This window comes from Diaminobutyricimonas aerilata (assembly GCF_002797715.1).
GTDB lineage: Bacteria > Actinomycetota > Actinomycetes > Actinomycetales > Microbacteriaceae > Diaminobutyricimonas > Diaminobutyricimonas aerilata.
In genome coordinates this window covers 1,144,988-1,168,563 of record NZ_PGFF01000001.1, presented here as the reverse complement: position 1 = coordinate 1,168,563, position 23,576 = coordinate 1,144,988, and the positions used below count along the sequence as shown (strand labels likewise).

The 23,576-nt window shown below is 70.9% G+C and carries 22 protein-coding genes; 9 read left to right on the top strand and 13 right to left on the bottom strand.

The window, feature by feature from the left end; translation table 11 throughout:
• Positions 1 to 156 precede the first annotated feature (156 nt).
• Both CLV46_RS05645 and CLV46_RS05640 read left to right on the top strand, forming a co-directional pair.
• Positions 157 to 915, top strand: coding sequence for a DeoR/GlpR family DNA-binding transcription regulator (locus tag CLV46_RS05645; protein WP_100363876.1), 759 nt, complete (start codon positions 157 to 159; stop codon positions 913 to 915).
• Positions 912 to 1,496 carry a PB1 domain-containing protein gene (locus CLV46_RS05640; protein ID WP_100363875.1) on the top strand — a complete coding sequence of 195 codons (585 nt, stop codon included), beginning with the start codon at positions 912 to 914 and terminating at the stop codon, positions 1,494 to 1,496. Before CLV46_RS05645 ends, CLV46_RS05640 begins: the two co-directional genes overlap by 4 nt.
• Here CLV46_RS05640 and CLV46_RS05635 read toward each other — a convergent pair.
• Both CLV46_RS05635 and CLV46_RS05630 read right to left on the bottom strand, forming a co-directional pair.
• A complete protein-coding gene (locus CLV46_RS05635; protein ID WP_100363874.1) occupies positions 1,489 to 2,925 on the bottom strand; it encodes a pyridoxal phosphate-dependent decarboxylase family protein in 1,437 nt (478 codons plus the stop codon). The genes CLV46_RS05640 and CLV46_RS05635 overlap by 8 nt on opposite strands.
• Positions 2,922 to 4,304 carry an MFS transporter gene (locus CLV46_RS05630; RefSeq protein ID WP_100363873.1) on the bottom strand — a complete coding sequence of 461 codons (1,383 nt, stop codon included), beginning with the start codon at positions 4,302 to 4,304 and terminating at the stop codon, positions 2,922 to 2,924. Before CLV46_RS05630 ends, CLV46_RS05635 begins: the two co-directional genes overlap by 4 nt.
• A gap of 292 nt (positions 4,305 to 4,596) precedes the next feature.
• Here CLV46_RS05630 and CLV46_RS05625 point away from each other — a divergent pair, with 292 nt between their 5' ends.
• Positions 4,597 to 5,523, top strand: coding sequence for a LysR family transcriptional regulator (locus CLV46_RS05625; RefSeq protein ID WP_100363872.1), 927 nt, complete (start codon positions 4,597 to 4,599; stop codon positions 5,521 to 5,523).
• 4 nt (positions 5,524 to 5,527) lie between these two features.
• Positions 5,528 to 7,072, top strand: coding sequence for a succinic semialdehyde dehydrogenase (locus tag CLV46_RS05620; RefSeq protein WP_100363871.1), 1,545 nt, complete (start codon positions 5,528 to 5,530; stop codon positions 7,070 to 7,072).
• A 13-nt stretch (positions 7,073 to 7,085) separates the two neighbouring features.
• On the opposite strand, the gene CLV46_RS05615 is transcribed toward CLV46_RS05620, so the two are convergent.
• Positions 7,086 to 7,460 carry a sec-independent translocase gene (locus CLV46_RS05615; protein WP_100363870.1) on the bottom strand — a complete coding sequence of 125 codons (375 nt, stop codon included), beginning with the start codon at positions 7,458 to 7,460 and terminating at the stop codon, positions 7,086 to 7,088.
• Between the two features lie 58 nt (positions 7,461 to 7,518).
• On the opposite strand from CLV46_RS05615, the gene CLV46_RS05610 reads away from it, so the two are divergent.
• Positions 7,519 to 8,151: an O-methyltransferase gene (locus tag CLV46_RS05610; RefSeq protein WP_100363869.1), complete on the top strand. Its 633-nt coding sequence runs from the start codon at positions 7,519 to 7,521 to the stop codon at positions 8,149 to 8,151.
• Between the two features lie 54 nt (positions 8,152 to 8,205).
• Here the strand turns inward: CLV46_RS05610 and CLV46_RS05605 are convergent, their stop codons facing one another.
• The 3 genes from CLV46_RS05605 to dapE form a co-directional block, all read right to left on the bottom strand.
• A complete protein-coding gene (locus CLV46_RS05605) occupies positions 8,206 to 8,376 on the bottom strand; it encodes a DUF3117 domain-containing protein (protein ID WP_100363868.1) in 171 nt (56 codons plus the stop codon).
• A 73-nt stretch (positions 8,377 to 8,449) separates the two neighbouring features.
• On the bottom strand, positions 8,450 to 9,670 hold the full coding sequence (locus tag CLV46_RS05600) for a hypothetical protein (protein ID WP_245866551.1): 1,221 nt from the start codon (positions 9,668 to 9,670) through the stop codon (positions 8,450 to 8,452).
• Complete coding sequence (dapE, locus tag CLV46_RS05595) at positions 9,652 to 10,749, bottom strand: succinyl-diaminopimelate desuccinylase (RefSeq protein ID WP_100363867.1); 1,098 nt, start codon at positions 10,747 to 10,749, stop codon at positions 9,652 to 9,654. Before dapE ends, CLV46_RS05600 begins: the two co-directional genes overlap by 19 nt.
• Positions 10,750 to 10,809: 60 nt before the next feature.
• Between dapE and dapD the strand changes: the two genes are divergently transcribed.
• Positions 10,810 to 11,769 carry a 2,3,4,5-tetrahydropyridine-2,6-dicarboxylate N-succinyltransferase gene (dapD, locus tag CLV46_RS05590; RefSeq protein ID WP_100363866.1) on the top strand — a complete coding sequence of 320 codons (960 nt, stop codon included), beginning with the start codon at positions 10,810 to 10,812 and terminating at the stop codon, positions 11,767 to 11,769.
• A gap of 191 nt (positions 11,770 to 11,960) precedes the next feature.
• On the opposite strand, the gene CLV46_RS05585 is transcribed toward dapD, so the two are convergent.
• From CLV46_RS05585 to CLV46_RS05570, 4 genes are all read right to left on the bottom strand, one after another.
• Positions 11,961 to 13,247, bottom strand: a complete 1,287-nt coding sequence (locus CLV46_RS05585) for a citrate synthase (RefSeq protein WP_100363865.1) — start codon at positions 13,245 to 13,247, stop codon at positions 11,961 to 11,963.
• Positions 13,248 to 13,374: 127 nt separating this feature from the next.
• A complete protein-coding gene (gene dapC / locus CLV46_RS05580) occupies positions 13,375 to 14,478 on the bottom strand; it encodes a succinyldiaminopimelate transaminase (protein WP_100363864.1) in 1,104 nt (367 codons plus the stop codon).
• A gap of 4 nt (positions 14,479 to 14,482) precedes the next feature.
• Positions 14,483 to 14,809 carry a ferredoxin gene (gene fdxA / locus CLV46_RS05575; RefSeq protein WP_100363863.1) on the bottom strand — a complete coding sequence of 109 codons (327 nt, stop codon included), beginning with the start codon at positions 14,807 to 14,809 and terminating at the stop codon, positions 14,483 to 14,485.
• A gap of 9 nt (positions 14,810 to 14,818) precedes the next feature.
• Positions 14,819 to 15,814, bottom strand: coding sequence for a PIG-L deacetylase family protein (locus CLV46_RS05570; protein WP_100363862.1), 996 nt, complete (start codon positions 15,812 to 15,814; stop codon positions 14,819 to 14,821).
• A 138-nt stretch (positions 15,815 to 15,952) separates the two neighbouring features.
• On the opposite strand from CLV46_RS05570, the gene efeU reads away from it, so the two are divergent.
• From efeU to efeB, 3 genes are read left to right on the top strand one after another with little or no spacing between them, the layout of a single operon-like run.
• Positions 15,953 to 16,807 carry an iron uptake transporter permease EfeU gene (gene efeU, locus CLV46_RS05565; protein ID WP_100363861.1) on the top strand — a complete coding sequence of 285 codons (855 nt, stop codon included), beginning with the start codon at positions 15,953 to 15,955 and terminating at the stop codon, positions 16,805 to 16,807.
• On the top strand, positions 16,804 to 17,979 hold the full coding sequence (gene efeO / locus CLV46_RS16940; RefSeq protein ID WP_100363860.1) for an iron uptake system protein EfeO: 1,176 nt from the start codon (positions 16,804 to 16,806) through the stop codon (positions 17,977 to 17,979). The genes efeU and efeO overlap by 4 nt, the downstream gene beginning before the upstream one ends.
• The gene (gene efeB / locus CLV46_RS05555) at positions 17,976 to 19,223 is read left to right on the top strand and encodes an iron uptake transporter deferrochelatase/peroxidase subunit (protein WP_100363859.1); all 1,248 of its coding nucleotides are present in this window, start codon (positions 17,976 to 17,978) and stop codon (positions 19,221 to 19,223) included. The genes efeO and efeB overlap by 4 nt, the downstream gene beginning before the upstream one ends.
• A gap of 9 nt (positions 19,224 to 19,232) precedes the next feature.
• On the opposite strand, the gene CLV46_RS05550 is transcribed toward efeB, so the two are convergent.
• The 3 genes from CLV46_RS05550 to CLV46_RS05540 all read right to left on the bottom strand — a co-directional run bounded on the left by CLV46_RS05550 (position 19,233) and on the right by CLV46_RS05540 (position 23,558).
• Positions 19,233 to 19,709 carry a hypothetical protein gene (locus CLV46_RS05550; protein WP_100363858.1) on the bottom strand — a complete coding sequence of 159 codons (477 nt, stop codon included), beginning with the start codon at positions 19,707 to 19,709 and terminating at the stop codon, positions 19,233 to 19,235.
• Positions 19,710 to 19,763: 54 nt separating this feature from the next.
• A complete protein-coding gene (gene typA / locus CLV46_RS05545) occupies positions 19,764 to 21,671 on the bottom strand; it encodes a translational GTPase TypA (RefSeq protein ID WP_100363857.1) in 1,908 nt (635 codons plus the stop codon).
• Positions 21,672 to 21,746: 75 nt separating this feature from the next.
• Positions 21,747 to 23,558 carry an ABC transporter family substrate-binding protein gene (locus CLV46_RS05540; protein WP_100363856.1) on the bottom strand — a complete coding sequence of 604 codons (1,812 nt, stop codon included), beginning with the start codon at positions 23,556 to 23,558 and terminating at the stop codon, positions 21,747 to 21,749.
• Positions 23,559 to 23,576: the final 18 nt, after the last annotated feature.

The following is a 23,576-nucleotide window of genomic DNA, read 5'->3' as shown; positions in this document are numbered from 1 at the left end:
GTCACTCCTCTGGTACTCGATCGCAGCTGCGCGACTACCTCAGCATCTTCTCCTTACGGAGTGCCTGTTTCCTCGGCGTTCGCTGAACGTGTTCTCCGGTTGTGATCGTTCGAGCACGTGTTATGAGCGTTCGCGCAGCCCCGCTACAGTGATCCGGTGGACCAGCAGACCCGACACGACCGCATCCTCGACCGCCTCGAGGAGGTGGAACAGGTCACCGTGACCGAACTCGCCGCCTTGCTCGACGCGTCGGAACCGACGGTACGCCGCGACCTGCTCGACCTCGACAAGCGCGGACGACTGCGCCGGGTGCACGGCGGTGCCCGCCGGCTGGCGCTGCGGACCCGGGAGGCCCCGTATTCCGCTCGAGCGGTGTCGTCCGGCGACGCGAAGCGACGGATGGCGGCCGCCGTGGCGAGCCGCCTCTCCCCCGGCGAGAGTCTGCTGCTCGACAGCGGCACGAGCTGCCTCGAGGTCGCACACGCGATCGAGCAGCAGGATCTGCGCGTCATGCCGCTCTCCCTCGCCGCCGCGAACGCCCTCGCCGAGGCGCCGCGCATCCGGCTCAGCCTCCCGGGCGGCGACGTCCGTCCCGGCGAGGGGTCGTTCGTCGGACCCGCGGCCGAGGAGTCGGTGCGTCGTTTCCGCTTCGACACCGCCGTCATCTCGGGGTGCGGGTTCTCGATGATCGACGGCGTCACCGCCTACGACATCGGCGACGCCGCCGTGAAGATGGCCGCCGTGCGCTCCGCCGCCCGCAGCATCCTCGTCTGCGACGCCGCGAAGTGGGGCACCGTCGCGTTCGCCTGGGCGGCGCACGTGCGCGAGTTCGCGATGATCGTCACCGACCACGAGCCGACCGACGACGAGCGGGACATCGCCGAGCGGCACGACGTCGAGTTCGTGATCGTATGACGCGGCCGAGCGACGAGGAACTGCTCGCCACCGCGGACGACCTGCAGCGCACCGGGCTGGAGGTGCTGCGCGCGCTGCGCCTCGAGGACGTGCTCGAGGCGGGCCCCGTGCGCGTGATGGGCAGCGTCGTCTCGGGGCTCATGACCTGGCGCGATCTCGACGTCGCCGTCTGCCCCGGGCCGCACACGACCCCGCGCGACGTGCTGGCCATGATCGAGCGGGTGCTGCGCATGCCCGGCGTGCATGCGTTCGACTACCGCGACGAGCGTGGGGACCGCAGCCCCGCGGAACGCCGCGACGAGCGGTTCCACGTGCCCTTCGACGTGGTGCGGGACGGCGCCACCTGGCGCATCGACCTGTCGGTGTTCCTGCTCGACCCGCACGAACATGTCGTCGCCTTCCACGAGCGGCTGCGCGATCGGCTCTCGCCGGCCGAACGTGTCGCCATCCTGCGGATCAAGAACGAGTGGTGGGAGCGTGCCGACTACCCCGGCGGCTTCGCGATCTACACCGCCGTGCTCGACTCCGGCGTGCGCACGCTCACCGAATTCGACGACTGGCTCGCGGCCCGGGTCAGCTGAGCGCGGTCGGCTCGACGAGCCGCGCGAGCAGCTCCGTGAGCAGGCGCTCCGCGAGGGGCGCGGGTAGAGCCTCGATGAGGGCCAGGAGCGGCGCGAGCCGGTCGGGCAGCGCACCACCGCCGCCGATGCCGAACCCGGTGAGCAGTGCCGCAGCGGTGTCCGCGTCCACGGTCTCCGGCACGTCGCCGAGGGTCGCGAGCGCCCCGGTCGCGTCGGCGCCCGGAACACCGCGCGCGCGATCCGCGGCCTCGGCGAGCGCCGGCAGCAGCTCGGGCAGCACCCGTTCGGTCACCGGGGTGACCGTGAGGTGCGTTGTGCGCGGCAGGCGCGGACCGCCGGCTTGAGCGGATGCGGGCTGCAGCTGCAGCAGGAACCCCTCCGCCCGCACCTCGTCGGCCCAATGATGCGGATCGACGCGACGCCCCGCAGGGTTGGACTCGTCGGTCGCCACGGCGAGCAGCGGGCCGACGGGAGAACCGACGACGCGGAGCCCATCGATCCGCGCGACCTCGTCGATGAGGATGCGCGTGGAGCGACGACAGGAGTCGGCGAGCTCGGCGAATCCCTCCGGACCGAGCACGTTCACGATCGCCCACGCCGCCGCGAGCGGACCCGCGGGCTTCGACCCGAGCAGTGTGGGGTTGACGACCGGGTAGCCGGGCCAGCGGGTGGTGGCGAAGTACTGGGCGCGGTGACGGTTGCGGCCTCGTTGCAGCAGCACCGACGCCCCCTTGGGCGCGTACCCGAACTTGTGCAGGTCGGCACTCAGGCTCGTGACGCCGGGAACACGGAAGTCCCATTCGGGGAGGTCGGGCCAGAACGGCAGGGCGAGCCCCCCGAAGCACGCGTCGACGTGCAGGGCGATGCCCCGCGCGGAGGTCGCCTCGGCGACCTCGCCGACGGGGTCGAGCACCCCGTGCGGATAGCTCGGGGCCGACAGCACGACGAGGGCGACGTCGGCAGCGAGCAGGTCGACCACATCCGTCGCGCTCACGGCACCGTCGGCGTCGACCGGCACGAGGTCGAGGTGCAGCCCGAAGTACTCCGCGGCCTTGTGGAACGCCGCGTGCACCGTCGCGGGGGCGACGAGGCGCGGGGTGCCTTCGCCGCGCCACACCCGCCGCGCCGTGTGCACCGCGAGCAGGCAGCTCTCGGTGCCGCCCGAGGTCGCGTTGCCCACGACATCCGGACCGCCGTGCACGAGGTCACGCACGAAGCCGACGACCTCGCGCTCCATGACCGCGACGGAGCCGAACGTCGTCGGATCGAGCGCGTTCAGCGGCTGCACGAGACGTGCCGCCTCCGCCGCCAGCGCATCGAGTTCGGGGCGCCCGGAGTCGTACACGTACGACAGCACCCGCCCGCCATGGGTGGGCGCGTCGGCACGCCGCAGCTCGGTGAGCCGGGCGAGCACCTCCTCGGGCGTCACGCCGACGCCCGCTCGGGCTCGTCCACATCGTGGCGACGGATGCGGTAGCGGCTGAGTGGCACGAGACTCGCGGCGAGCAGCGCCGCCGGTACGAGTGAGAAGCTCACCACGATGCCGACGATCGCGGAGCCGGGCTGCTCGACAGTGGTGGCGCCGGTCGAGGAGAGGTAGCCCGTCGCGGCGAGCACGATCGAGAGCACGGTGGCGCCCAGGGCCATGCCGAGGGTCTCCCCCGCCGTCCACACGCCGCCGAAGACACCAGCCCGACCGGTGCCCCGCTCGCGGGCGTCGAGGGCGATGACATCCGGGAGCATCGCCATCGGCAGCGCCTGCATCCCCGCGTACGCGGCTCCCGCGAGCGCCACCGGGGCGTAGATCCACGCGCCGGGCGCCACGAGTTGCAGGGTCACGAGCAGCGCGGCGACGCCGAACAGGATGCTCGCGATGAGGTAGGCGCGCTCCTTGCCGATGCGCCGGGCGATCGCGCCCCAGACCGGGGTGGCGATGAGGGCCGGCGCGATGAGCGCCACGAACAGCAGGGTCACCGCATCCGTCGATCGCAGCACCCACGTGGCCACGTACTGCGCCGCCGCGAGCATGAGTCCGGTCGCGAGTCCTTGCAGCACGAACGCCGTCAGCAGCGCGCGGAACGGCTGGCTCGTGCGCAGCGCCGCCATGCCGGTGCGGTAGCCCTCGAGCAGCCGGATGCGGGGAATCGCCGCCCGGGCGGCGACACCGCTCGAGCGCGGCGCGACGCCGGAGGCGACGAGCATGCCCAGACCGATCACGACGCCGGCGACGACCGCCATCAGCAGGTATCCGGAGTTCTCATCCGCGCCGAGCGCACGGAGCGCCGGACCGCCGGCTCCGAACAGCAGGATCGCCGCCGTGAGCACGACGACCCTCGTCGACAGCAGGCGCGTGCGGGCGTCGTATCCCGCCGCGAGTTCCGCCGGGAGGGCGATGTAGGGCACCTGGAACAGGCTGAAGGCCGTCGTGCAGAGCACGAAACCCACGCCCACCCACACCCCCGCCGCCAGGGCCGGCGTACCGGCGGGAACGGCGAACGTGAGGGCGAAGAACACCGGGAGGGCGATCGCGCCGACGATCATCGGTCGGCGGCGCGCACCGCGGTTCGCGAGCTCGCGGTCGCTCAGCGCCCCGACGGCGGGATCGATGACGACGTCCCACACCTTCGCGAGCGTCACGACGACTCCGGCGGCGAGCGCGGACACCCCGAGCGTGTCGGTCAGGTAGAACACGAGCACGAGGCCCGGGAGGGTGCCGAAGCCACCGGTGCCGAGCGAACCGACGGCGTAACGCAGGCGCGTGGAGCGCGCGAGGGCGGACCGGGCCGGGTCCGCAACGACCGGAGTCATGGCGTGAGTGTATCGGCGGTCCGCCGTCGCGCCTCTGCTCCGGAACGACGAAGCGCCCCTCCCGATCGGGAGAGGCGCGGGTCCGTCAGCCGGTCGAACCGGCTCGGGGCTCAGGCGTGGCGGGTCGGGATGCGGCGGTAGCCGTCGCGCGCGATCGACACGATGCTCGCGGTGATCGCCCACGCCGACACGGCGCCGAGAAAGAGGAGTTCGAAGTTCATGGCTCCATTCCACCGCCAGAAACCCTTAAGCACAATCGAATTCGGATGCAATGTCGCTTTAGTCTGGCTACATGGACGTGCACCGGTTGGAACTGCTCCGCGAACTCGCCGAGCGGGGCAGCGTCACGGCCGTCGCCCGTGCGACGAACCGCACCGCCTCCGCGGTCTCACAGCAGCTGAAGGTGCTCGAACGCGAGGCCGGCATCCCGCTCACCGAGCGGCACGGGCGAGGGATCCGGCTCACGGTCGCCGGTCGTGCGCTCGCCGCCACCGCGACGGATGTGGCGATCGCCCTCGAGCGGGCCGAGGCGGTGTGGGAGGACTTCACGCGGCAGCCGAGGGGCGAGGTGACCCTCACCACGTTCCCCACCGCCGGCGAGATGCTGCTGCCCGGTCTGCTGCACGCGCTCGCCGACGTGCCGGGACTCGTGCTCAGCTGCACGGACCAGGATCCGTTGCTGCCGGACTTCGCCGACCTCACCCCGGACCACGACGTCGTCATCGCGGACGCGTCCGGCGTGCTGCCGAGTTGGCGCGAACGCGGCCTCACCGTCGTGGAGCTCATGCGCGAGCCCCTCGACATCGCACTCCGTCCCGATCATCCGCTCGCGAAACGGTCGAAGCTCTCCCCTGCCGACCTCGTGGACGAGCCCTGGATCGGGGCGCCCCGCGAATTCCCCTACGACCGCATCCTCACCCGCATCGCCGCGATCGCCGGCCGGGACCTCGACGTGACGCAGCGCTTCTTCGACAACGGCATCGCCGAGGCGATGGTCGCGGCCGGTCACGGCATCGCCATCCTGCCCCGCTACACCACCCGCGACCGCGAGAACGGGCTCGTCACCCGTCCGCTCACCGGCATCCGTTCGGAACGGATCCTCTGGGCGCTCGTGCGCCCCGACCGGATGGAACGACCCTCCGTGCGCGTGGTCGTCGAGGCGCTGCGCGCGGAAGCGGCCGCCTACACGGAACGCATGGCCGCCCGCGGAGTAGCGTGAACGCATGACCGACACCCGGCTCGTCGACGCGGACGAGCTCACCGCGGACCTCCACGCCACCTCGGGGCGCACCGTGCGGGTGCGTCTTCCCTTCTCCGGCGAGGTCGGACACGATCTGCCTCACAGCTCCGTCGACGACGTCGCGGATGCCGCGGCAGCCGGGCGCGCCGCGCAGCGGGCCTGGTGGGACGCGGGTCCGAGCCACCGCCGCGCCGTGCTGCTCCGCGCACACGACCTCCTGCTGCAGCGGCGGGGCGAACTGCTCGACCTCGTGCAGCTCGAGACCGGCAAGACCCGCGGCCAGGCGTTCGAGGAGGTGTTCCAGGGCGCGTCGGTCACCCGCTACAGCGCCCTCTCGACGCACCGGGCGGTCGCCGCCGAACGGCGCCGTGCCGGGATCCCCGGCGTCATCCGCACCGAGGTGACCTACCGCCCCAAGGGACTCGTCGGCGTCATCACGCCCTGGAACTACCCGTTGAGCCTCGCCCTCATGGATGCGGTGCCCGCGCTCGCCACCGGCAACGCGGTGCTGCAGAAGACCGACGACCAGGCGACCCTGTCGGTGCTCGCCGCGCGCCGCGCGTTCCTCGACGCGGGCGTTCCCGAGGAGATCTGGTCCGTCGTCACCGGCGAGGGCGACACGATCGGCTCCGCGGTGGTGGACTCCGCGGACTACGTCTGCTTCACCGGTTCGACCGAGACCGGACGCCGCGTCGCCGAGCGCGCCGCACGCGGGCTCACGGGCGCGTCGCTCGAACTCGGCGGCAAGAACCCGCTCATCGTGCTCGACGACGTCGACCCCGCGCGGGCCGCGCGCGACACCGCGTACGCCGCGTTCGCCGCGATGGGGCAACTGTGCGTGTCGATCGAGCGCGTCTACGTGCTGCGCGGCGTCGCCGACGCCTACCTCGACGAGCTCACGGCGGTCACCGACGGGCTCCGGCAGGGCGGGGCGCTCGACTACAGCACCGACGTCGGCGCACTCGCCACCCCCGCGCAGCTCGACCGCGTCGCCGCCCACGTCGACGACGCCATCGCCAAGGGCGCGACGGTGCTCGCCGGCGGGCATCCCCGACCGGAGCTCGGCCCGCTGTTCTACGCCCCCACCGTGCTCACCGACCTGCGCGAGACCATGACGTGCGCGCGGGAGGAGACCTTCGGCGCCGTGCTCGGCGTGACCGTCGTGGACAGCGAAGAGGAGGCGGTCGAGCGGGCCAACGACTCCAGCTACGGGCTCAACGCCGCAATCTTCTCGGGCGATCGGCGCCGGGCGCGCCGGCTGGCCCGGCGCCTCCACGCGGGCAGCGTGAACATCAACGAGGGCTACCGCGCCACCTTCGCGAGCATCGACGCCCCGATGGGCGGGCTCGGGCAGTCCGGGCTCGGGCGCCGCAACGGCATCGAAGGATTGCGCCGCTTCGTCGAGCCGGTCACGATCGCCGAGGCGACCGGTCTGCTGCAGCTGCCTCGCACGGGCGAGGAGTTCGAGCGGATGACCGGGCCGATGCTCCTGCTGCTCCGCGGGCTCAAGGCGGCCCGGCGGCGCTGAGGGACGGCGCCCCTCAGGTCGCCTCGGTGTCGAACGGAGTCGGCGAACCGGCGGCCGCCTCCATCTTCTCCTTGTGCTGCTGATACGCGGACTTGCGCGGCGGCGTCACCGTGGGCGGCGGGGGCGCGGGATCGTCCTCGAGCAGCGCCTCACGGATGATCCGGCGAGGGTCGTACTGTCGCGGGTCGAGCTTCTTCCAGTCGACGTCGTCGAAGTCGGGGCCCATCTCCTCGCGGAGGCGGTCCTTCGCCCCGTTCGCCATCTGCCGCAGCGAGCGCACGAGGCGCGCGAGCTGCGAGGCGTAGTACGGGAGCCGGTCGGGACCGAGCAGGAAGACCGCGATCACTCCGATCACGAGCAGCTTCTCGAAGGTCAACCCGAAGGACACCCGCACAGCCTAACCCGCGGCCCCTCGCCCTCCGCCTACAGTGGTCGACGGAGGTCACGTGTCCGACAGAGAACTCGCGTGGCGCTACTCGGAGGAACTCGTCAACGAGCCTCAGGAGATCGCCCTCGCCCGTCAGCATTCGCTCGAGCAGGGCGTCGACGCGGTGTCCCCGGGCACCGGAGCGCAGCTCGCGGTCATCGCCGCAGCGAGCGCGGCCAAGTCGATCGTCGAGATCGGCACCGGCCTCGGGGTGAGCGGGTTGTGGCTGTTCCGCGGTGCTCCCGATGCGACGCTCACGACGATCGACTCCGAGCTCGACTACCAGCAGAACGCCCGCAAGGCGTTCCTCGACGCCGGGATCGCGGGCGCCCGCGCCCGGCTCATCACCGGTCGCGCGCTCGAAGTGCTGCCCCGCATGAACGACGGCAGCTACGACCTCGTCTTCATCGACGCCGACCCCGCGTCGGTGATCGAGTACGTCGAGCACGGCCTGCGGCTCGCCCGGGTCGGCGGAACGGTACTCGTCGCCCACGCCCTGTGGCGTGGCCGCGTCGCCGATCCCGCTCAGCGCGACGGCACGATCGGTCTCTACCGCACGCTGCTCAAGGAGATCTCGCAGTCGACCGCGGTGGTCAGCTCGCTGTCCCTCGCCGGCGACGGGCTGCTCCAGCTGACCAAGCTGAGTGTGTGACCGCCCGCCCGCGCAGAGCGCGGACGGGCGGTGAGAAGGATCGTTCGAACGGCCTCAGGCCTGGACGACTCCAGCGAGTGCGTCATGCAGTTCCTTCGCCTCGGCATCGTTGACCGAGACGACCAGACGCCCACCGCCCTCGAGCGGAACGCGCACGATGATGAGGCGACCTTCCTTCACAGCCTCCATCGGCCCGTCACCGGTCCTCGGCTTCATGGCTGCCATCGATAGTCCCCTTTCAGCGGATGATCTCCTCCATTATCCGTCACTTCCGGCGTAACCCGAAAACGGGGGTGCATCACGGGGGCGTCCAGTCGTAGCCGTCGACCCACCACGCGATGTGCACCCAGCCCACCTGACCCGCGATCGCGACCGCCACGGCGGCGATGCGGTACCAGGGCGATCGCGGGAGCGCCACCACACCGAGCAGAGGGAACAGCGGCACGAGCAGGCGGAACGTACTCGACTGCGGGAAGAACACCGCGAGCAGATACAGCGCGTAGGAGCCCACCCAGATCCGCAGGTCGACTCCGAGGCGGCGCACGGCCGGGGTGAACAGCGCTGCCGCGAAGAGCGCCACGACGAGCAGGAGCACGAGGACCCCGACCGGGGAGTCGCCGGGCAGTCCGAGGCGGCCGAACCACCACTGGGCCGCTTGCGGCCACGCGGCGAACGGCACGAGGTGCTGCTCGCCGACGTAGGGGGCGCGCCACGCGAGCTCGGTGTCCGTGTAGGCGGTGAGACGGCCCGTGCCGAGCCAGGCCAACGCCGGCCAGGCGAAACCCATCACACCGCTGAACACCGCCACGCCGGTTGCGGCGGCGGCCTCGCCGCGGGGGAACGGCTCCCTACGCCGTCGCGCCCAGCGCACCACGACGTGCACAGCGAGCGCGAGGGCGAGCGCCAGCCCGCTCGGCCGGGTCAGCGATGCGACCGCGACGACCGGCAGCATCCACACGTATCGGCGGCGCACCAGCAGGGAGAGCGCCGACACGAGCAGAAGCAGATGCAGGGACTCGGCGTACGCGACCTGCAGGATGGGCGAGAGCGGGGCGACGCAGAAGAGCACGACCGAGAACATCACCGCGTGCGGCGGCAGCACGAGTCGCATCAGCCGCTCGAAGACGAGGGCCGCCCCGGCACCCGCACCCACCGACACGGCGACCGCGAGCACGTCGAACGGCAGCCCGGTGAGGAACATGAGCGCCCGCACGAGCAGCGGATACACCGGCATGAACGCCCACGCGTTCTCGCCGATCGCGCCGCTGTCGGTGACCGGCAGGTCGCTCGGATACCCGGCCACCGCGATGATGAAGTACCAGTGCCCGTCCCACATGCTCGCGAAGTCGGCGTAGCCCGGCGAGGCTCCGGTCCAGGCGTTCGCGGGCTGCGCGGCGGCGTAGGCGAGCAAGATGAGCGTGGTGACCACGCGGGAGGCCGCGTAGACGGCGAGCACCCGCACCCACCACGGCGTGAGGCGGTAGCGCGCCCGCAGCCGGGTCAGTTGCCGGTGAGCCACGCCCGGAGTCCGCGCTCGCACTCCTCGATGTGCGCGAGCGGCACCCGCTCGTCGTCGGCGTGCGCCTTCTGCGGGTCACCGGGACCGTAGTTCACGGCGGGCACGCCCAGCGCGGAGAAGCGGGCGACATCCGTCCAGCCGTACTTGGGCTTCGCCTCGCCACCCACGGCCGCGACGAAGTCCTGCGCGAGCGGGTCGTCGAGGCCCGGGCGAGCACCCTCGGCGAGGTCGACGACGGTCAGGTCGACGCCGGGGAACAGCTCGCGCAGGTGCGCGATCGCCTCCTCACCGCTGCGGCTGGGGGCGAAACGGTAGTTGATGTGCACCATGCACTCGTCGGGGATGACGTTGCCGGCCACTCCCCCGGTGATGCCGACCGCGTTGAGTCCTTCGCGGTACACGAGCCCGTCGACCTCGACCTCACGGGCCTCATAGGTCGCAAGGGTCTGCAGGATGGAGGCGGCGTCGTGGATGGCGTTGTGCCCGACCCAGGACCGGGCCGAGTGCGAGCGCACGCCGTAGGTGCGCAGTTCCACGCGCAGATTGCCGTTGCATCCGCCCTCGATGCTCGCGTTGCTCGGCTCGCAGAGGATGGCGAAGTCGCCGGCGATGAGCTCCGGCTCGGTGCGCGCGAGGCGGCCGAGACCGTTGAGGTCGTCGGAGACCTCCTCGTGGTCGTACCAGACCCAGGTGAGGTCGACGACGGGATCGGTCAGCTCGACCGCGAGCTTGAGCTGCACGGCCGCCCCGGCCTTCATGTCGACGGTGCCGCGGCCCCACAGGTAGTCGACGCCGTCCTCGGTCTCGAAACGCGTAGGCAGGTTGTCGTTGAGCGGCACCGTATCGATGTGTCCGGCGATCACGACGCGCCGGTCGCGTCCGAGCCGGGTGCGCGCGACGATCGAGTCGCCCCGGCGGATCACCTCGAGGTGGTCGGCTCCCTCGAGGACCGCTTCGATCGCATCCGCGAGCACCCGCTCGTTGCCCGACACCGATTCGATGTCGCAGAACTGGCGGGTGAGTTCCACCGCCGAGAGGGTCGGATCGAGCAGAGGCAGGGTCGGGTCGCTCACCGGCATGCCGCCCAGTCTAGGTCGGACGCCCTGGGCGGCCGTCGCGCGACCGATACCCTGGAGGCGATGAGCACCGAGTCGACTTCCGCGTCCCGCGCCGCCTGGGGCTACGGCCTCTCCACGATCGCCCGTGACGGCACGGTGCTCGACACGTGGTTCCGGGAGCCGCGCCTCGGCGCCCTGCCCGAGGGCACCGACCCGCACATCGCCCCGGCGTCGCTCGAGACGCTCGTCGGCACCGACGAGCGCCGCGCGGTGCGCACCGACTTCGTCACCGTGCAGATCGACCTCGACGCGCCCCCCGCATCCACCCCCGACGCATACCTGCGGCTGCATCTGCTGAGCCACACCCTCGTGGCGCCGAACACGATCAACCTCGACGGCATCTTCGGGCACCTGCCGATCGTCGCGTGGACGACCGCCGGCGCGATGCACCCGGATGACGCCGCGCGCCTGCGGCCGGAGCTGCAGCGCGCGGGCATCTCGTTCCTCGGGCTCGACAAGTTCCCGCGGATGCTCGACTACGTCAGCCCGCCGCGCGTGCGCATCGCCGACGCGTCGCGGGTGCGGCTCGGCGCGCACCTCGCGCCCGGTACCACCGTCATGCACGAGGGTTTCGTGAACTTCAACGCCGGCACCCTCGGCACCTCGATGGTGGAGGGTCGCATCTCGCAGGGCGTCGTCGTCGGCGACGGTTCCGACATCGGCGGCGGCGCGAGCATCATGGGCACCCTCTCCGGCGGCGGCACCCAGCGCGTCGTGATCGGCGAGCGTGCCCTGCTCGGTGCGAACTCCGGCATCGGCATCTCGATCGGCGACGACTCGGTCGTCGAGGCCGGCCTCTACGTGACCGCCGGCACCAAGGTGACGGTGCTCGTGCCGGGCTCCGAGCCGCGCGTGGTGAAGGCGGCCGAGCTGAGCGGGGTGCCGGGGCTGCTCTTCCGCCGCAACTCCCTCACCGGCGCCGTCGAGGTGCTCCCCCGCGCCGGGCGCGGCATCGAGCTCAACGCCGCCCTGCACGCATAGCCACTCTTGCCGCGCGTCTCGACTCGACTCGAGCAGCTCGCACAGCGCCAGTTGGCGAATCCATCGCGAAAACGCCCCCGGGTGGCGATGCTTTCGCCAACTCGGACGTTCGCAGGACCGCCGCTGATCGATTCGCCGCGAGGGTGTCGGACAATCAGACGCGCGGCACGCGGATGCGCGTGCCGCGAGTGTCAGCGCTGGGGCCAGTCGCGCGCGGGGGCGCCCGTGTAGAGCTGCTGCGGGCGGCCGATCTTCGTGGCCGGGTCGGTGTTCATCTCGCGCCAGTGGGCGATCCAGCCGGGCAGGCGGCCGATCGCGAACAGCACGGTGAACATGCGCGTGGGGAAGCCCATCGCCTTGTAGATCACGCCCGTGTAGAAGTCGACGTTCGGGTAGAGACGCCGCTCGACAAAGTAGTCGTCGGCCAGCGCGGCCTCTTCCAGCTGCTTCGCGATGTCGAGCAGCGGGTCCTGCACGCCGAGCGCCTCGAGCACCTCGTCGGCGCTCTGCTTGACGAGCCGGGCGCGCGGGTCGAAGTTCTTGTAGACGCGGTGACCGAAGCCCATGAGCTTGACGCCCTGCTCCTTGTTCTTCACCCGCTCGATGAAACGCTCGACGCTCTCGCCGGAGTCGCGGATCTCGCCGAGCATCTTGAGCACGGCCTCGTTCGCCCCGCCGTGCAGCGGGCCGTAGAGGGCGTTGATGCCGGCCGAGATCGAGGCGAACAGGTTCGCCTCGGTCGAGCCGACGAGACGCACGGTCGACGTCGACGCGTTCTGCTCGTGGTCCTCGTGCAGGATCAGCAGGCGGTCGAGCGCCTTCGACAGCACGGGGTCGACCTCGTACGGCTCGGCCATGGTGCCGAAGTTCAGCTTGAGGAAGTTCTCGACGAAGCTCAGCGAGTTGTCGGGGTACAGGAACGCCTGGCCGAGGCTCTTCTTGTGCGCGTACGCGGCGATGACGGGCAGCTTCGCGAGCAGCCGGATGGTCGAGATCTCGATCTGCTCGGGGTCGCGCACGCTCAGCGAGCCCTCGTAGAACGTCGACAGCGCCGACACGGCGCTCGAGAGCACCGACATCGGATGCGCGGTGTGCGGCAGCGCGTCGAAGAAGCGACGCAGGTCCTCGTGCAGGAGCGTGTGACGGCGGATCCGCTCCTCGAACTCGCTCAGCTCGCTCGGCGTGGGCAGCTCGCCGTAGATCAGCAGCCAGGCGACCTCGAGATACGTGGAGTTCGCCGCGACGTCCTCGATCGCGTAGCCGCGGTACCGCAGAACGCCCTGGTCGCCGTCGATGTAGGTGATCGCGCTGCGGGTGGCGGCGGTGTTGACGAAGCCGTAGTCGAGAGCGGTGTACCCGGTCTGCTTCGTGAACGTCGAGATGTCGATGCTCGGGTTGCCGTCGACGCTCCGGTGGATCGGGAACTCGGCCGTTCCGCCGGGGAAGGTCAGTGTGGCCTTGGCTGCGTCGTCGCTCACTGGATCTCCTGAGTGTTCGCCGTCGTGGGGTCATGGACGCCGGCGTCGGTCGTGGCGTCGCCCGCGAGGTCCGCGTTACAGCCTATGGGCAAAAGAACGCCAGAACGTCCCCCCACAGGACCAGAGGTCAGCGTTTGGCGAGTTCCGTCAAACGGTCGACCGCCGCGACCAGCCGATCGTCGACGACGGTGATCGAGATGCGCACATGCTCGGAGACACCGGAGGTGTAGAACGCGCCGGGAGCGACGAGCACACCGACTTCGGCGAGCGCCTCGACGGTCGCCCACGAGTCCTCACCGCGGGTCACCCACAGGTACAGGCCGCCCTCGCTCGCGTCGACACGGAATCCGGCGCGCTCGAGCGCGAAGCGCAGCAGTTCGCGCCGCATCCGGTACAGCTCGCGCTGCTGCGCGACGGACGCGTCGTCATTGAGGGCGGCGACCATGGCGGCCTGCACGGGCGCCGGCACCATGAGGCCGGCGTGCTTGCGGGCCTTCAGCAGCGCCTGAACGACCTCGCTGCAGCCGGCGACCATGCCGGCGCGGTAGCCGGCGAGATTGGCCTGCTTGCTCAGCGACGAGACGCTGAGCACGAGGCGGCGCGATCCGTCGGTGACGCGGGCGTCGAGGATGCTCGGCACGGCCTCGTCCTGCCAGCCGAACTCGGCGTAGCACTCGTCGTTGGCGATCACGGCGTCGAGTTCGCGAGCGCGCGCTACGGCGGCGCGCAGGAACTCGACCGAATGCACGCGGCCGTCGGGGTTGCCGGGACTGTTGAGCCAGATGAGCTTCGTGTTCTCGGGCCACGACGCGGGGTCGTCGCTCGCGACGACCTCGGCGCGGGCGAGTGCAGCGCCGATGGCGTAGCTCGGGTAGGCGATGGTCGGCTGCACCACGACGTCGCCGGGGCCGAGGCCGAGCAGCAGCGGGAGGCTCGTGATGAATTCCTTTGAGCCGATCGTGGGCAGCACGTTCTCGACCGAGAGGTCGTCGGCCGCGCCGCGGCGGCGCGTGTACCAGGCGACGATCGCTTCACGCAGCTCCGGCGTTCCGGCCGTCTGCGGGTATCCCGGGGCGTCGGATGCCGCGGCGAGGGCGTCGCGCACCGATTGCGGGGTGGGGTCGACGGGCGAGCCGACCGAGAGGTCGACGAGGCCGCCGGGGTGACGCTTCGCGGTCTCCGCGTGCGGCTTCAGGGCGTCCCAGGGAAAGTCGGGCAGGTCGATGCTCATGCGTTCACTCCCCGCTCGCCTGCGGCGGGAGCGCCGCGACGAGCTCGTGGTCCTTGTGGATGACTCCGACCTTGGCGGCGCCGCCCGGCGATCCGATGTCCTCGAAGAACTCGACGTTGGCCTTGTAGTAGTCCGACCACTGCTCGGGCAGGTCGTCTTCGTAGTAGATCGCCTCGACCGGGCACACCGGTTCGCACGCACCGCAGTCGACGCATTCGTCGGGGTGGATGTACAGCATCCGGTCGCCCTCGTAGATGCAGTCGACGGGGCACTCGTCGATGCAGGCGCGGTCTTTCAGATCGACACAGGGAAGCGCGATGACGTAGGTCACCTCGTCAGTCTACGGTGTCGGTCGCTGCGGAATCCTCGGCCAGCCGAGTGCTAAGAGGGCGATCAGCACCGGACCGAAGGTCCAGACGTATCCGAGTTCGTTGCCGGGCACCAGCACCGATCCGCCCCCGCCGGGCAGTGTGAACAAGGCGGCGGCGCCCAGCACCCCGACGGTCGCGGCGAACGACATCGTGCGGGTGCCGAACACGACCCGAAGTCCCACGACCAGTCCCGCGACGGCGAGCAGGGCGAGCGCGATGCCCCACGGCGGCGAGAACTGGTGGCTGATGGTGCCGAGAGCGCCGACCCCGGCGCCGGCGAGGAATGCGATGAGCGCGCCCGCGAGCAGGCTGGGAAGGCGGGTGCGTTCCGGTGCCGGGTGCCGCCGCAGTCGGGTGAAACGCTCGATCGCGCCCGTGGACGTCCGTCCGAGCGCGGCGAGCGCGGCGGCCTTGCGCTCCGCCGCGTGCCGATCCGGGTCGAGCCGGAGTGTCGCGGTGCGCCCCGCGTCGGCGCCGTCGGCGGCGTAGTACGGCACGCCCATCACCTCGGCCGCGCGTCGTGCCGCCTCGTAGACGCGGATGCGGTCGGGATGGCGATCGCCGCCCCACTCGTCGTAGCCGAGCACGACATCCGGTCTCACGTCGAGCACGACCGTGGCGACATCGGCGGCGACCTCGCCGGCGTCCGCGCGGCAGAGCGCATCGTGGTCGGCTCCGGGCGCCGGCTCACGCCCGAACGGGGTCTCGTTCACCGCCGTCGCGACGTAGCGGCGCGGCGCGAGACCGGTGCGGCGCGCGTCGGCGTGACCGAGTACACGATGGTCATGCACGCCGAGATCGGCGAGCGCGCGCGACACGTCCGCTCCGTCCTGCGTCTCGAGGCAACTCACGACGGTGACGTGTCCACCCGCGGAGGTCAGCGTCGCGATCACTCCCGCCGCGAGGACGATCGCGTCGGCGGGGTCGGCGACGACGATGAGCGCCCGCTGCGCGCGATTCGACATGGCTCCCCCGTCCCGGTTCGGGCCAGGATACCGAGGGCGCGCGGCGGGACCGCTGAGCACGGGACGGATCAGCGAGCGGACTTAGGGTAGGCTAACCTCGCCGCACGCCACTTCCGGACGGGCGACTCCGGGAGAGAGATGATCGCCAACTACCTCATCGGCCTGCGCGAAGGGCTCGAGGCCGCACTCGTCGTCGGCATCCTGGTCGCGTACATCGTGAAGCTCGACCGCCGCGACGTGCTGCCCCGCATCTGGCTCGGGGTCGGACTCGCGGTCCTGCTCTCCCTCGCCCTCGGGGCCGTGCTCACCTTCGGCGCCTACGGGCTCTCGTTCGAGGCGCAGGAGCTCATCGGCGGAACGCTGTCGATCGTCGCGGCGGGCTTCGTCACCTGGATGGTGTTCTGGATGCTGCGGGCCGCCCGCGACCTGAGCAGTCACCTGCGCCACGACGTCGACACCCACATCGCCGGAGCGGGGTGGGGTCTCGTGCTCGTCGCGTTCCTCGCGGTGGCCCGCGAGGGCATCGAGACGGCGCTGTTCCTGTGGGCGGCCGCCCGGGTGACCGGTTCGAGCGCCCTGCCGCTGGTCGGCTCGCTGCTCGGCATCGCGACGGCGATCGCCCTCGCCTGGATCATCCAGCGCGGCATCCTCCGCATCAACCTGTCGCCGTTCTTCACCTGGACCGGTGCGCTGCTCGTGATCGTGGCCGCCGGCGTGCTCTCCTACGGGGTGCACGACCTGCAGGAGGCGGGGGTGCTGCCCGGTCTCACCTCGTACGTGTTCGACGTGAGCGCGATCGTTCCTCCGGACAGCTGGCACGGCACCCTGCTCAAGGGCATCTTCAACTTCTCCCCCGCGACCACCTGGCTGGAGGCGGCCGTGTGGGTCGCCTACGCCGTCCCGGTGCTCACCCTCTTCGTCCGCGCGTCGCTGCGCGGACGCCGACCCGCCCGACCGGCGTCCGCGCCGGCCCAGCTCGAAGGAGTCCGATGACCCGCCGCGCCCTGCGCCCCGCACTCATCACCGCATCCGGTGCCGCCGCCCTGCTGCTGCTCGCCGGATGCGTGCCGAACGCACCCCAGGGCGGCGACACCGCCCGGCTCTCCGTCGAGAGCACCGCGGACTCGTGCGCCGTCTCGGCCTCCGAGGCGCCGAGCGGCAACGTGGTGTTCACCGTCTCGAACGCCGGCGACCAGGTGACCGAGTTCTACCTGCTCGCCGACGACGGACTGCGCATCGTGGGCGAGGTCGAGAACATCGGGCCGGGACTGAGCCGGGACCTCGTCGTGCAGGCCACCCCCGGCGACTACTTCACGGTGTGCAAGCCGGGAATGGTCGGCGAGGGGGTCGACAAGTCCCCGTTCACCGTCACCGACTCGGGGGTCGAGCTCGCCGCGAGCGGCGACACCGCTCAGCAGGTCGAGACCGCGAACGCCAACTACAAGGCCTACGTGAAAGACCAGGTCGAGCAGCTCGTGAGCGGCACGGAGGAGTTCGCCGCGGCCTACATCGCCGGTGACGACGACGCCGCGCGCGCCCTCTACGCGCCCACCCGCGTGCACTGGGAGCGCATCGAGACGGTTGCGGAATCCTTCGGCGACCTCGACCCGCGCATGGACCTGCGCGAGGCGGACCTCGAGCCCGGCCAGGAGTGGACGGGATGGCACGCGATCGAGAAGGACCTCTGGCCCGCCGAGGCCGAGGCCGGGTTCGTGCCGTACCCGCCGGAGAAGCGGGCGGACCTCGCCGAGCGTCTCGTCGCGGACACCGCGACCCTGCACAGCAAGGTGCAGGACCTCGAGTTCACGCTCGACCAGCAGGCCAACGGCGCGATCGGCCTGCTCGACGAGGTCGCGACCGGCAAGGTCACCGGCGAGGAGGAGTTCTGGTCGCACACCGACCTGTGGGACTTCCAGGCCAACGTCGACGGGGCGCGCGTGCTGTACGAGGGCGTCCGCGACATCCTGGCGAAGGAGGACGCCGAGCTCGTCGAGCGTCTCGACACCGAGTTCGCCGCGTTGCAGGAACTCCTCGACGCGCAGCGCGTCGGAGACGGGTTCCGTCTCTACACCGAGCTGACCGCCGACGAGGTGCGCGGCCTGTCCGACCAGGTGAACGCGCTCGCCGAACCGCTGTCGGGCATCACCGCCGCACTCGTGCTGTGACCACGGGCGGGATCTCCCGGCGCGGGCTGTTCGGGCTCGCCGGGGCGGGAGTCGCCGGCGCCGCCCTCGGCGGCGGCGCCACCTACGCCGCGACCGCCACCCTCGGGAACGGATCAGCCGTCGCACGCACCTACCCGTTCCGCGGGCTGCACCAGTCCGGCATCGTGACGCCCGCCCAGGACCGGCTGCACTTCGCCGCCTTCGACGTGAGCGACATCACCCGCGACGAACTGCTCGAGCTGCTCGCCGACTGGACGACCGCGGCCGAACGGATGACGACCGGCCTCGGCGCCGGGCCCTACGGGGCGGCTAGCGGACCCTACGACGCGCCGCCGGACGATACGGGAGAGGCGCTCGACCTGCCGCCCGGTGGGCTCACCATCACGTTCGGTTTCGGACCGACGCTCTTCGACGACCGGTTCGGGCTCGCCGGCCGTCGACCCGACGCACTCGAGGAGCTTCCCCACTTCCCCGGCGACGCCCTCGAGGAGAACCGCAGCGGCGGCGACCTGTGCATCCAGGCCTGCAGCGACGACCCGCAGGTCGCGGTGCACGCCATCCGGAACCTGTCGCGCATCGCCTTCGGCCGGGCGACGCTGCGGTGGTCGCAGCTCGGCTTCGGCCGCACCTCGTCGACGACCCGTGCCCAGACGACCCCGCGGAACCTGTTCGGGTTCAAGGACGGAACGGCGAACCTCCGCGCGGAGGACACCACCCAGGTCGAACGCCACGTGTGGGTGAACGACGGAGACGGCCCGGCATGGATGACCGGCGGCAGCTACCTCGTCGCTCGTCGCATCCGCATGACCATCGAGACCTGGGATCGCACGTCGCTGCGGGAGCAGGAGCGGGTGATCGGGCGTACGAAGGGCGTCGGAGCTCCGTTGAGCGGCGGTGAGGAGTTCACCCCGGTCGACTTCTCGGTGACCGGACGTGACGACGCCCCACTCATCGATCCCGCCTCGCACGTGTCACTCGCGCACCCGGAGCACAACGGCGGGGCGACACTCCTGCGCCGCGGCTACAACTTCGTCGACGGCAACGACCAGTTGGGCCGGCTCGACGCCGGGCTGTTCTTCATCGCGTTCCAACGGGATCCCCGCACCCAGTTCGTGCCCATCCAGCTCTCGCTCGCGCGCAACGACGCCATGAACGAGTACGTGCGCCACGTCGGCTCGGGCGTGTTCGCGGTGCCGCCCGGCTCACGGTCGGGCGAACCGGTCGGCGAGCGGCTCTTCGCCTGAGGCCGGGCCTCAGGCGGGCGTCACGATGTAGGTCGCGACGACCGCGTCCTGCTCGCTCGCCACGGTCAGCACGACCGAGTAGCCGTTGCCGGTGAACTGACCGAAGGCGCTGTTCGCGTCGGAATTGCTCACGGATGCGGTGAACCCGGCGTCTTCGAGGGCCTGTGACGCCTGTTCGTAGTCGGCCGCGGAGCCGAGCACCGTCTGCGCGACCCACCCGGACCCGTTGGGACCGGCACCGCCGCCGCGCACCTCGCCGGTGAGCGGCACCGTGTCGGTCGGGAAGCCCTCGGGCACCTGACCGTCGGTGGAGAGATCGGCGCCGCCGAGTGCGTCGCCGATCGCCTGATCCACGCCGCCCTGGAGTTGTTCGACCCCCTGGTCGACGAGTCCCTCCACCGCGTTGTCGAGCGGCGTGCCGGTGCACCCGGTGAGCAGGAGGCCCGACGCGAGGGCGCCGGCGAGCAGGTAACGACGGAAGGTCATGACACCATTCTGCCCGCCGTTGCCTGGGCAGCGGCGGGCAGGAGGGTGGTCGTCTTACGCGTCCTGGCGCTTGAGACGCGACGCGGCACGGGCCCGCGCGTTGGCGTCGAGCTCGACCTTGCGGATGCGCACGATCTCGGGCGTCACCTCGACGCACTCGTCCTCGCGGGCGAACTCGAGGCACTCCTCGAGCGACAGCTGCCGCGACGGCGTCATCGACTCGAACGTGTCCGCCGTGGAGGAGCGCATGTTGGTGAGCTTCTTCTCCTTGGTGATGTTCACGTCCATGTCGTCGGCGCGCGAGTTCTCGCCGATCACCATGCCCTCGTAGACCTCCTCGGTCGGGTTGACGAAGAACGTCATCCGCTCCTGGAGGTTGACGATCGCGAACGGGGTCACGACGCCGGCACGGTCGGCGACGATCGAGCCGTTCGTGCGGGTCGTGATGGTGCCCGCCCACTCGTCGTAGCCGTGGAAGATCGTGTTGGCGATCCCGGTGCCGCGGGTGATGGTGAGGAACTCGGTGCGGAAGCCGATCAGTCCGCGCGACGGCACGACGAACTCCATGCGCACCCAGCCGGTGCCGTGGTTCGACATGCCCTCCATACGGCCCTTGCGGGCGGCGAGCAGCTGGGTGATCGCACCGAGGTAGTCCTCGGGCGCGTCGATCGTGAGGTGCTCGTAGGGCTCGTGCACCTTGCCGTCGACGGTCTTGGTGACCACCTGCGGCTTGCCGACGGTGAGCTCGAAGCCCTCACGGCGCATGTTCTCGACGAGGATCGCGAGGGCGAGCTCGCCGCGCCCCTGCACCTCCCACGCGTCGGGTCGTCCGATGTCGACGACCTTGATCGACACGTTTCCGATCAGTTCGCGGTCGAGGCGGTCCTTCACCATGCGCGCGGTGAGCTTGTGGCCCTTGACCTTGCCGACCAGCGGCGAGGTGTTGGTGCCGATCGTCATCGAGATCGCCGGGTCGTCGACCGTGATCGGCGGCAGCGGCCGCACGTCCTCCGGGTCGGCGATCGTCTCGCCGATGGTGATGTCGGCGATGCCCGCGATCGCGACGATGTCGCCGGGGCCGCCCTTCTCCGCCGGATAGCGGTCGAGCGCCTTCGTCATGAGCAGCTCGGTGATGCGCACGTTCTGGGTGCTGCCGTCGTGGCGCACCCACGACACGGTCTGCCCCTTCTTGAGCTCGCCGTGGAAGATGCGCAGCAGCGCGATACGGCCGAGGAAGGGCGACGCGTCGAGGTTCGTGACGTGCGCCTGCAGCGGGTGCTCGTCGTCGTAGGTCGGCGCCGGGATGTGCTCGAGGATCGCGCCGAACAGCGGCTCGAGGTCGTCGTTGTCGGGCAGCGAGCCGTTCGCCGGCTTGTTGAGGCTCGCCGCTCCGGCACGACCGGAAGCGTAGACGACGGGCACGTCGAGGATCGCGTCGAGGTCGAGGTCCTCGACCTCGTCGGCCATGTCGCTCGCGAGGCCGAGCAGCAGGTCCTGCGACTCGCTGACGACCTCGTCGATGCGCGCATCCGGACGGTCGGTCTTGTTGACCAGCAGGATGACGGGCAGCTTCGCGGCGAGCGCCTTGCGCAGCACGAAGCGGGTCTGCGGCAGCGGGCCTTCGCTCGCATCGACGAGGAGCACGACGCCGTCGACCATGCTGAGGCCGCGTTCGACCTCGCCGCCGAAGTCGGCGTGGCCGGGGGTGTCGATCACGTTGATCGTGATCGGACCATCGGTGGCGTGAGCACCGGCATACGAGATCGCGGTGTTCTTCGCGAGGATCGTGATGCCCTTCTCGCGCTCGAGATCGTTGGAGTCCATCGCCCGGTCTTCCAGGTGGGCGTGGGCTTCGAAGGAGTTGGTCTGGCGCAGCATGGCGTCGACGAGGGTCGTCTTGCCATGGTCGACGTGGGCGACGATCGCCACATTGCGCAGGTCGCGACGGATGGCAGTGGCCATGCGGGAGCATCCTCACGGGAGAGAAAAAGGGGGAGGTGCGGGAGAGCCCGCGCCTTCCATTCTACCGGGGAAGCGTCAACTTCCGGTCGGGCGCCAATCCCACACGTTCCAGAGCACCCCGGGCGGCAGCGGCGAACGCGTCACGTTCTCCACTCCGGGCCCCACTCCGGTGAGCACGGGCAGCTGATACAGGGGCAGCCCGTAGGCGTCGCGCCACACCAGGGCGTCGAGCTCAGCGAGCCGCTGCGCACGGACATCCGCATCCCGTTCCCCGCTCAACTCGTCGAGCAGGGCGTCGACCTCGGGGTTGGCGTAGCCGTTGAGGTTGTCGATGCCCGTGCGGGAGCGGAAGATCGCGCTCGTGCCCGCGGTGGAGAGGTTCGGCACGTTCCACCCGAAGAGCGCCGCGTCGTACTCCCCCGGGCTGCCGAGGACGGGCACCGCATCGGGCGCGGAGCAGTCGGTCACCCGGAATCCGGCCTCGGCGGCGGACTCCTGGATGAGCTGGAACTCGCGCACGCGGCGCGGATTGGTCGAGGAGAACAGGATGCAGACCTCGGGCGAGGTGACCCCCGCCTCGGCGAGCAGCTCCCGCGCGCGCTCGGGGTCCGGGCGTGCGTACTCGTCCGACCCGTTGCCGGCGACCGCGTCGGCGTAGCGCGGGTCGGACGGCATGAACACGAACGAGTCGCGCAGTTCCGCCTCCTCCTGGATGGAGCCGACGAGCTCGTCGAGGATGCGCTGTCGCGGCACCACCCGCAGGAACGCCTCACGCACGCGGGCGTCGGCGAAGTGCCCGTTCCGGCTCGCGGTGAACTGCAGGTCGAGGTGCTCGTACGTGCTGTCCGACCCGCTCAGCACCGTGACGTCGTCGAGAGCGAGCAGTTCGGCGGCGACGTCGGCGGACGCCTGCGGGGTGATGACGTCGACCTCGCCGTCGCGCAGGGCGGCGACCGCCTCGAGCGGGTCGCTGATCGTGCGCAGGACGACACGCTCGAACTCGGGGCGGTGCTCGCCGCGGTAGCGGGGGTTCGCGGTCAGCTCGACGCTCTGCCCCGCTTCGATGCCGGTCACCGTGTACGGACCGTTCGCGACGAGCAACGACCGGTCCTCGGGCATCCGGTCGAGGTTGAAATCGGCGTTCCAGGTGCGCGACAGCGCAGCGAGTGCGGCCTCGTCGCGATCCTGGATCGCGGAGACGACCGCATCCTTCGCCTCGTCGGCGTCGTCGATGCCGAGGGCGCGGGCGCCGACGACGTGCGCGGGCACCCCGACCTCGAAGGCGAGCTCCCAATCGGCGAAGTAGCGGTCGTAGACGAGGGTGATCGACCGGCCGTCGTCCCCGACCTCCGGGGTCTGCGTCACCCCGGCGAGGCCGTTGCTCACCTGACCGTCGAAGTGGACGACGTCGTCGGGGAAGTCCTCGGCGTACGCCCCGGTCTCCTCGTCGACGTACGGCTCGTCGTCGAACTCCGGAGTGTTCACGGCGCCCGAGTTGGCCGCCCACGAGAGCAGCAGATCGGCCGCGTCGACGGGCTCGCCGTCGGACCAGGCGACCCCGTCCGCCACCCTGTAGGTGACGGTCAGCGGATCCTCGTCCTCGACGGTGATGGTGCCGAACGATTCATCGCGCACCAGCTCGGGAGTGGCGTCGTAGGCGACGAACTGCGACGTCGTCAGGTGCCGCACCGCGGCGTTGGTGCCGCGGTTGCCGTAGGAGGTCTGCGCGTTGAGCGAGGTGAACGGCTCGCTGCGGGCGACCGTGACGGTCGAGCCTTCGACCGGTTCGGGACCCGTCGGGGAGCAGCCTGCGGCCGAGCCGGCGAGTGCCGCGACGAGGACCGCGGCTGCCCCCCGACGCAGGTGGTCGCGTCGGGAAGAAGCCATCGATTCAGTCTGCCACGA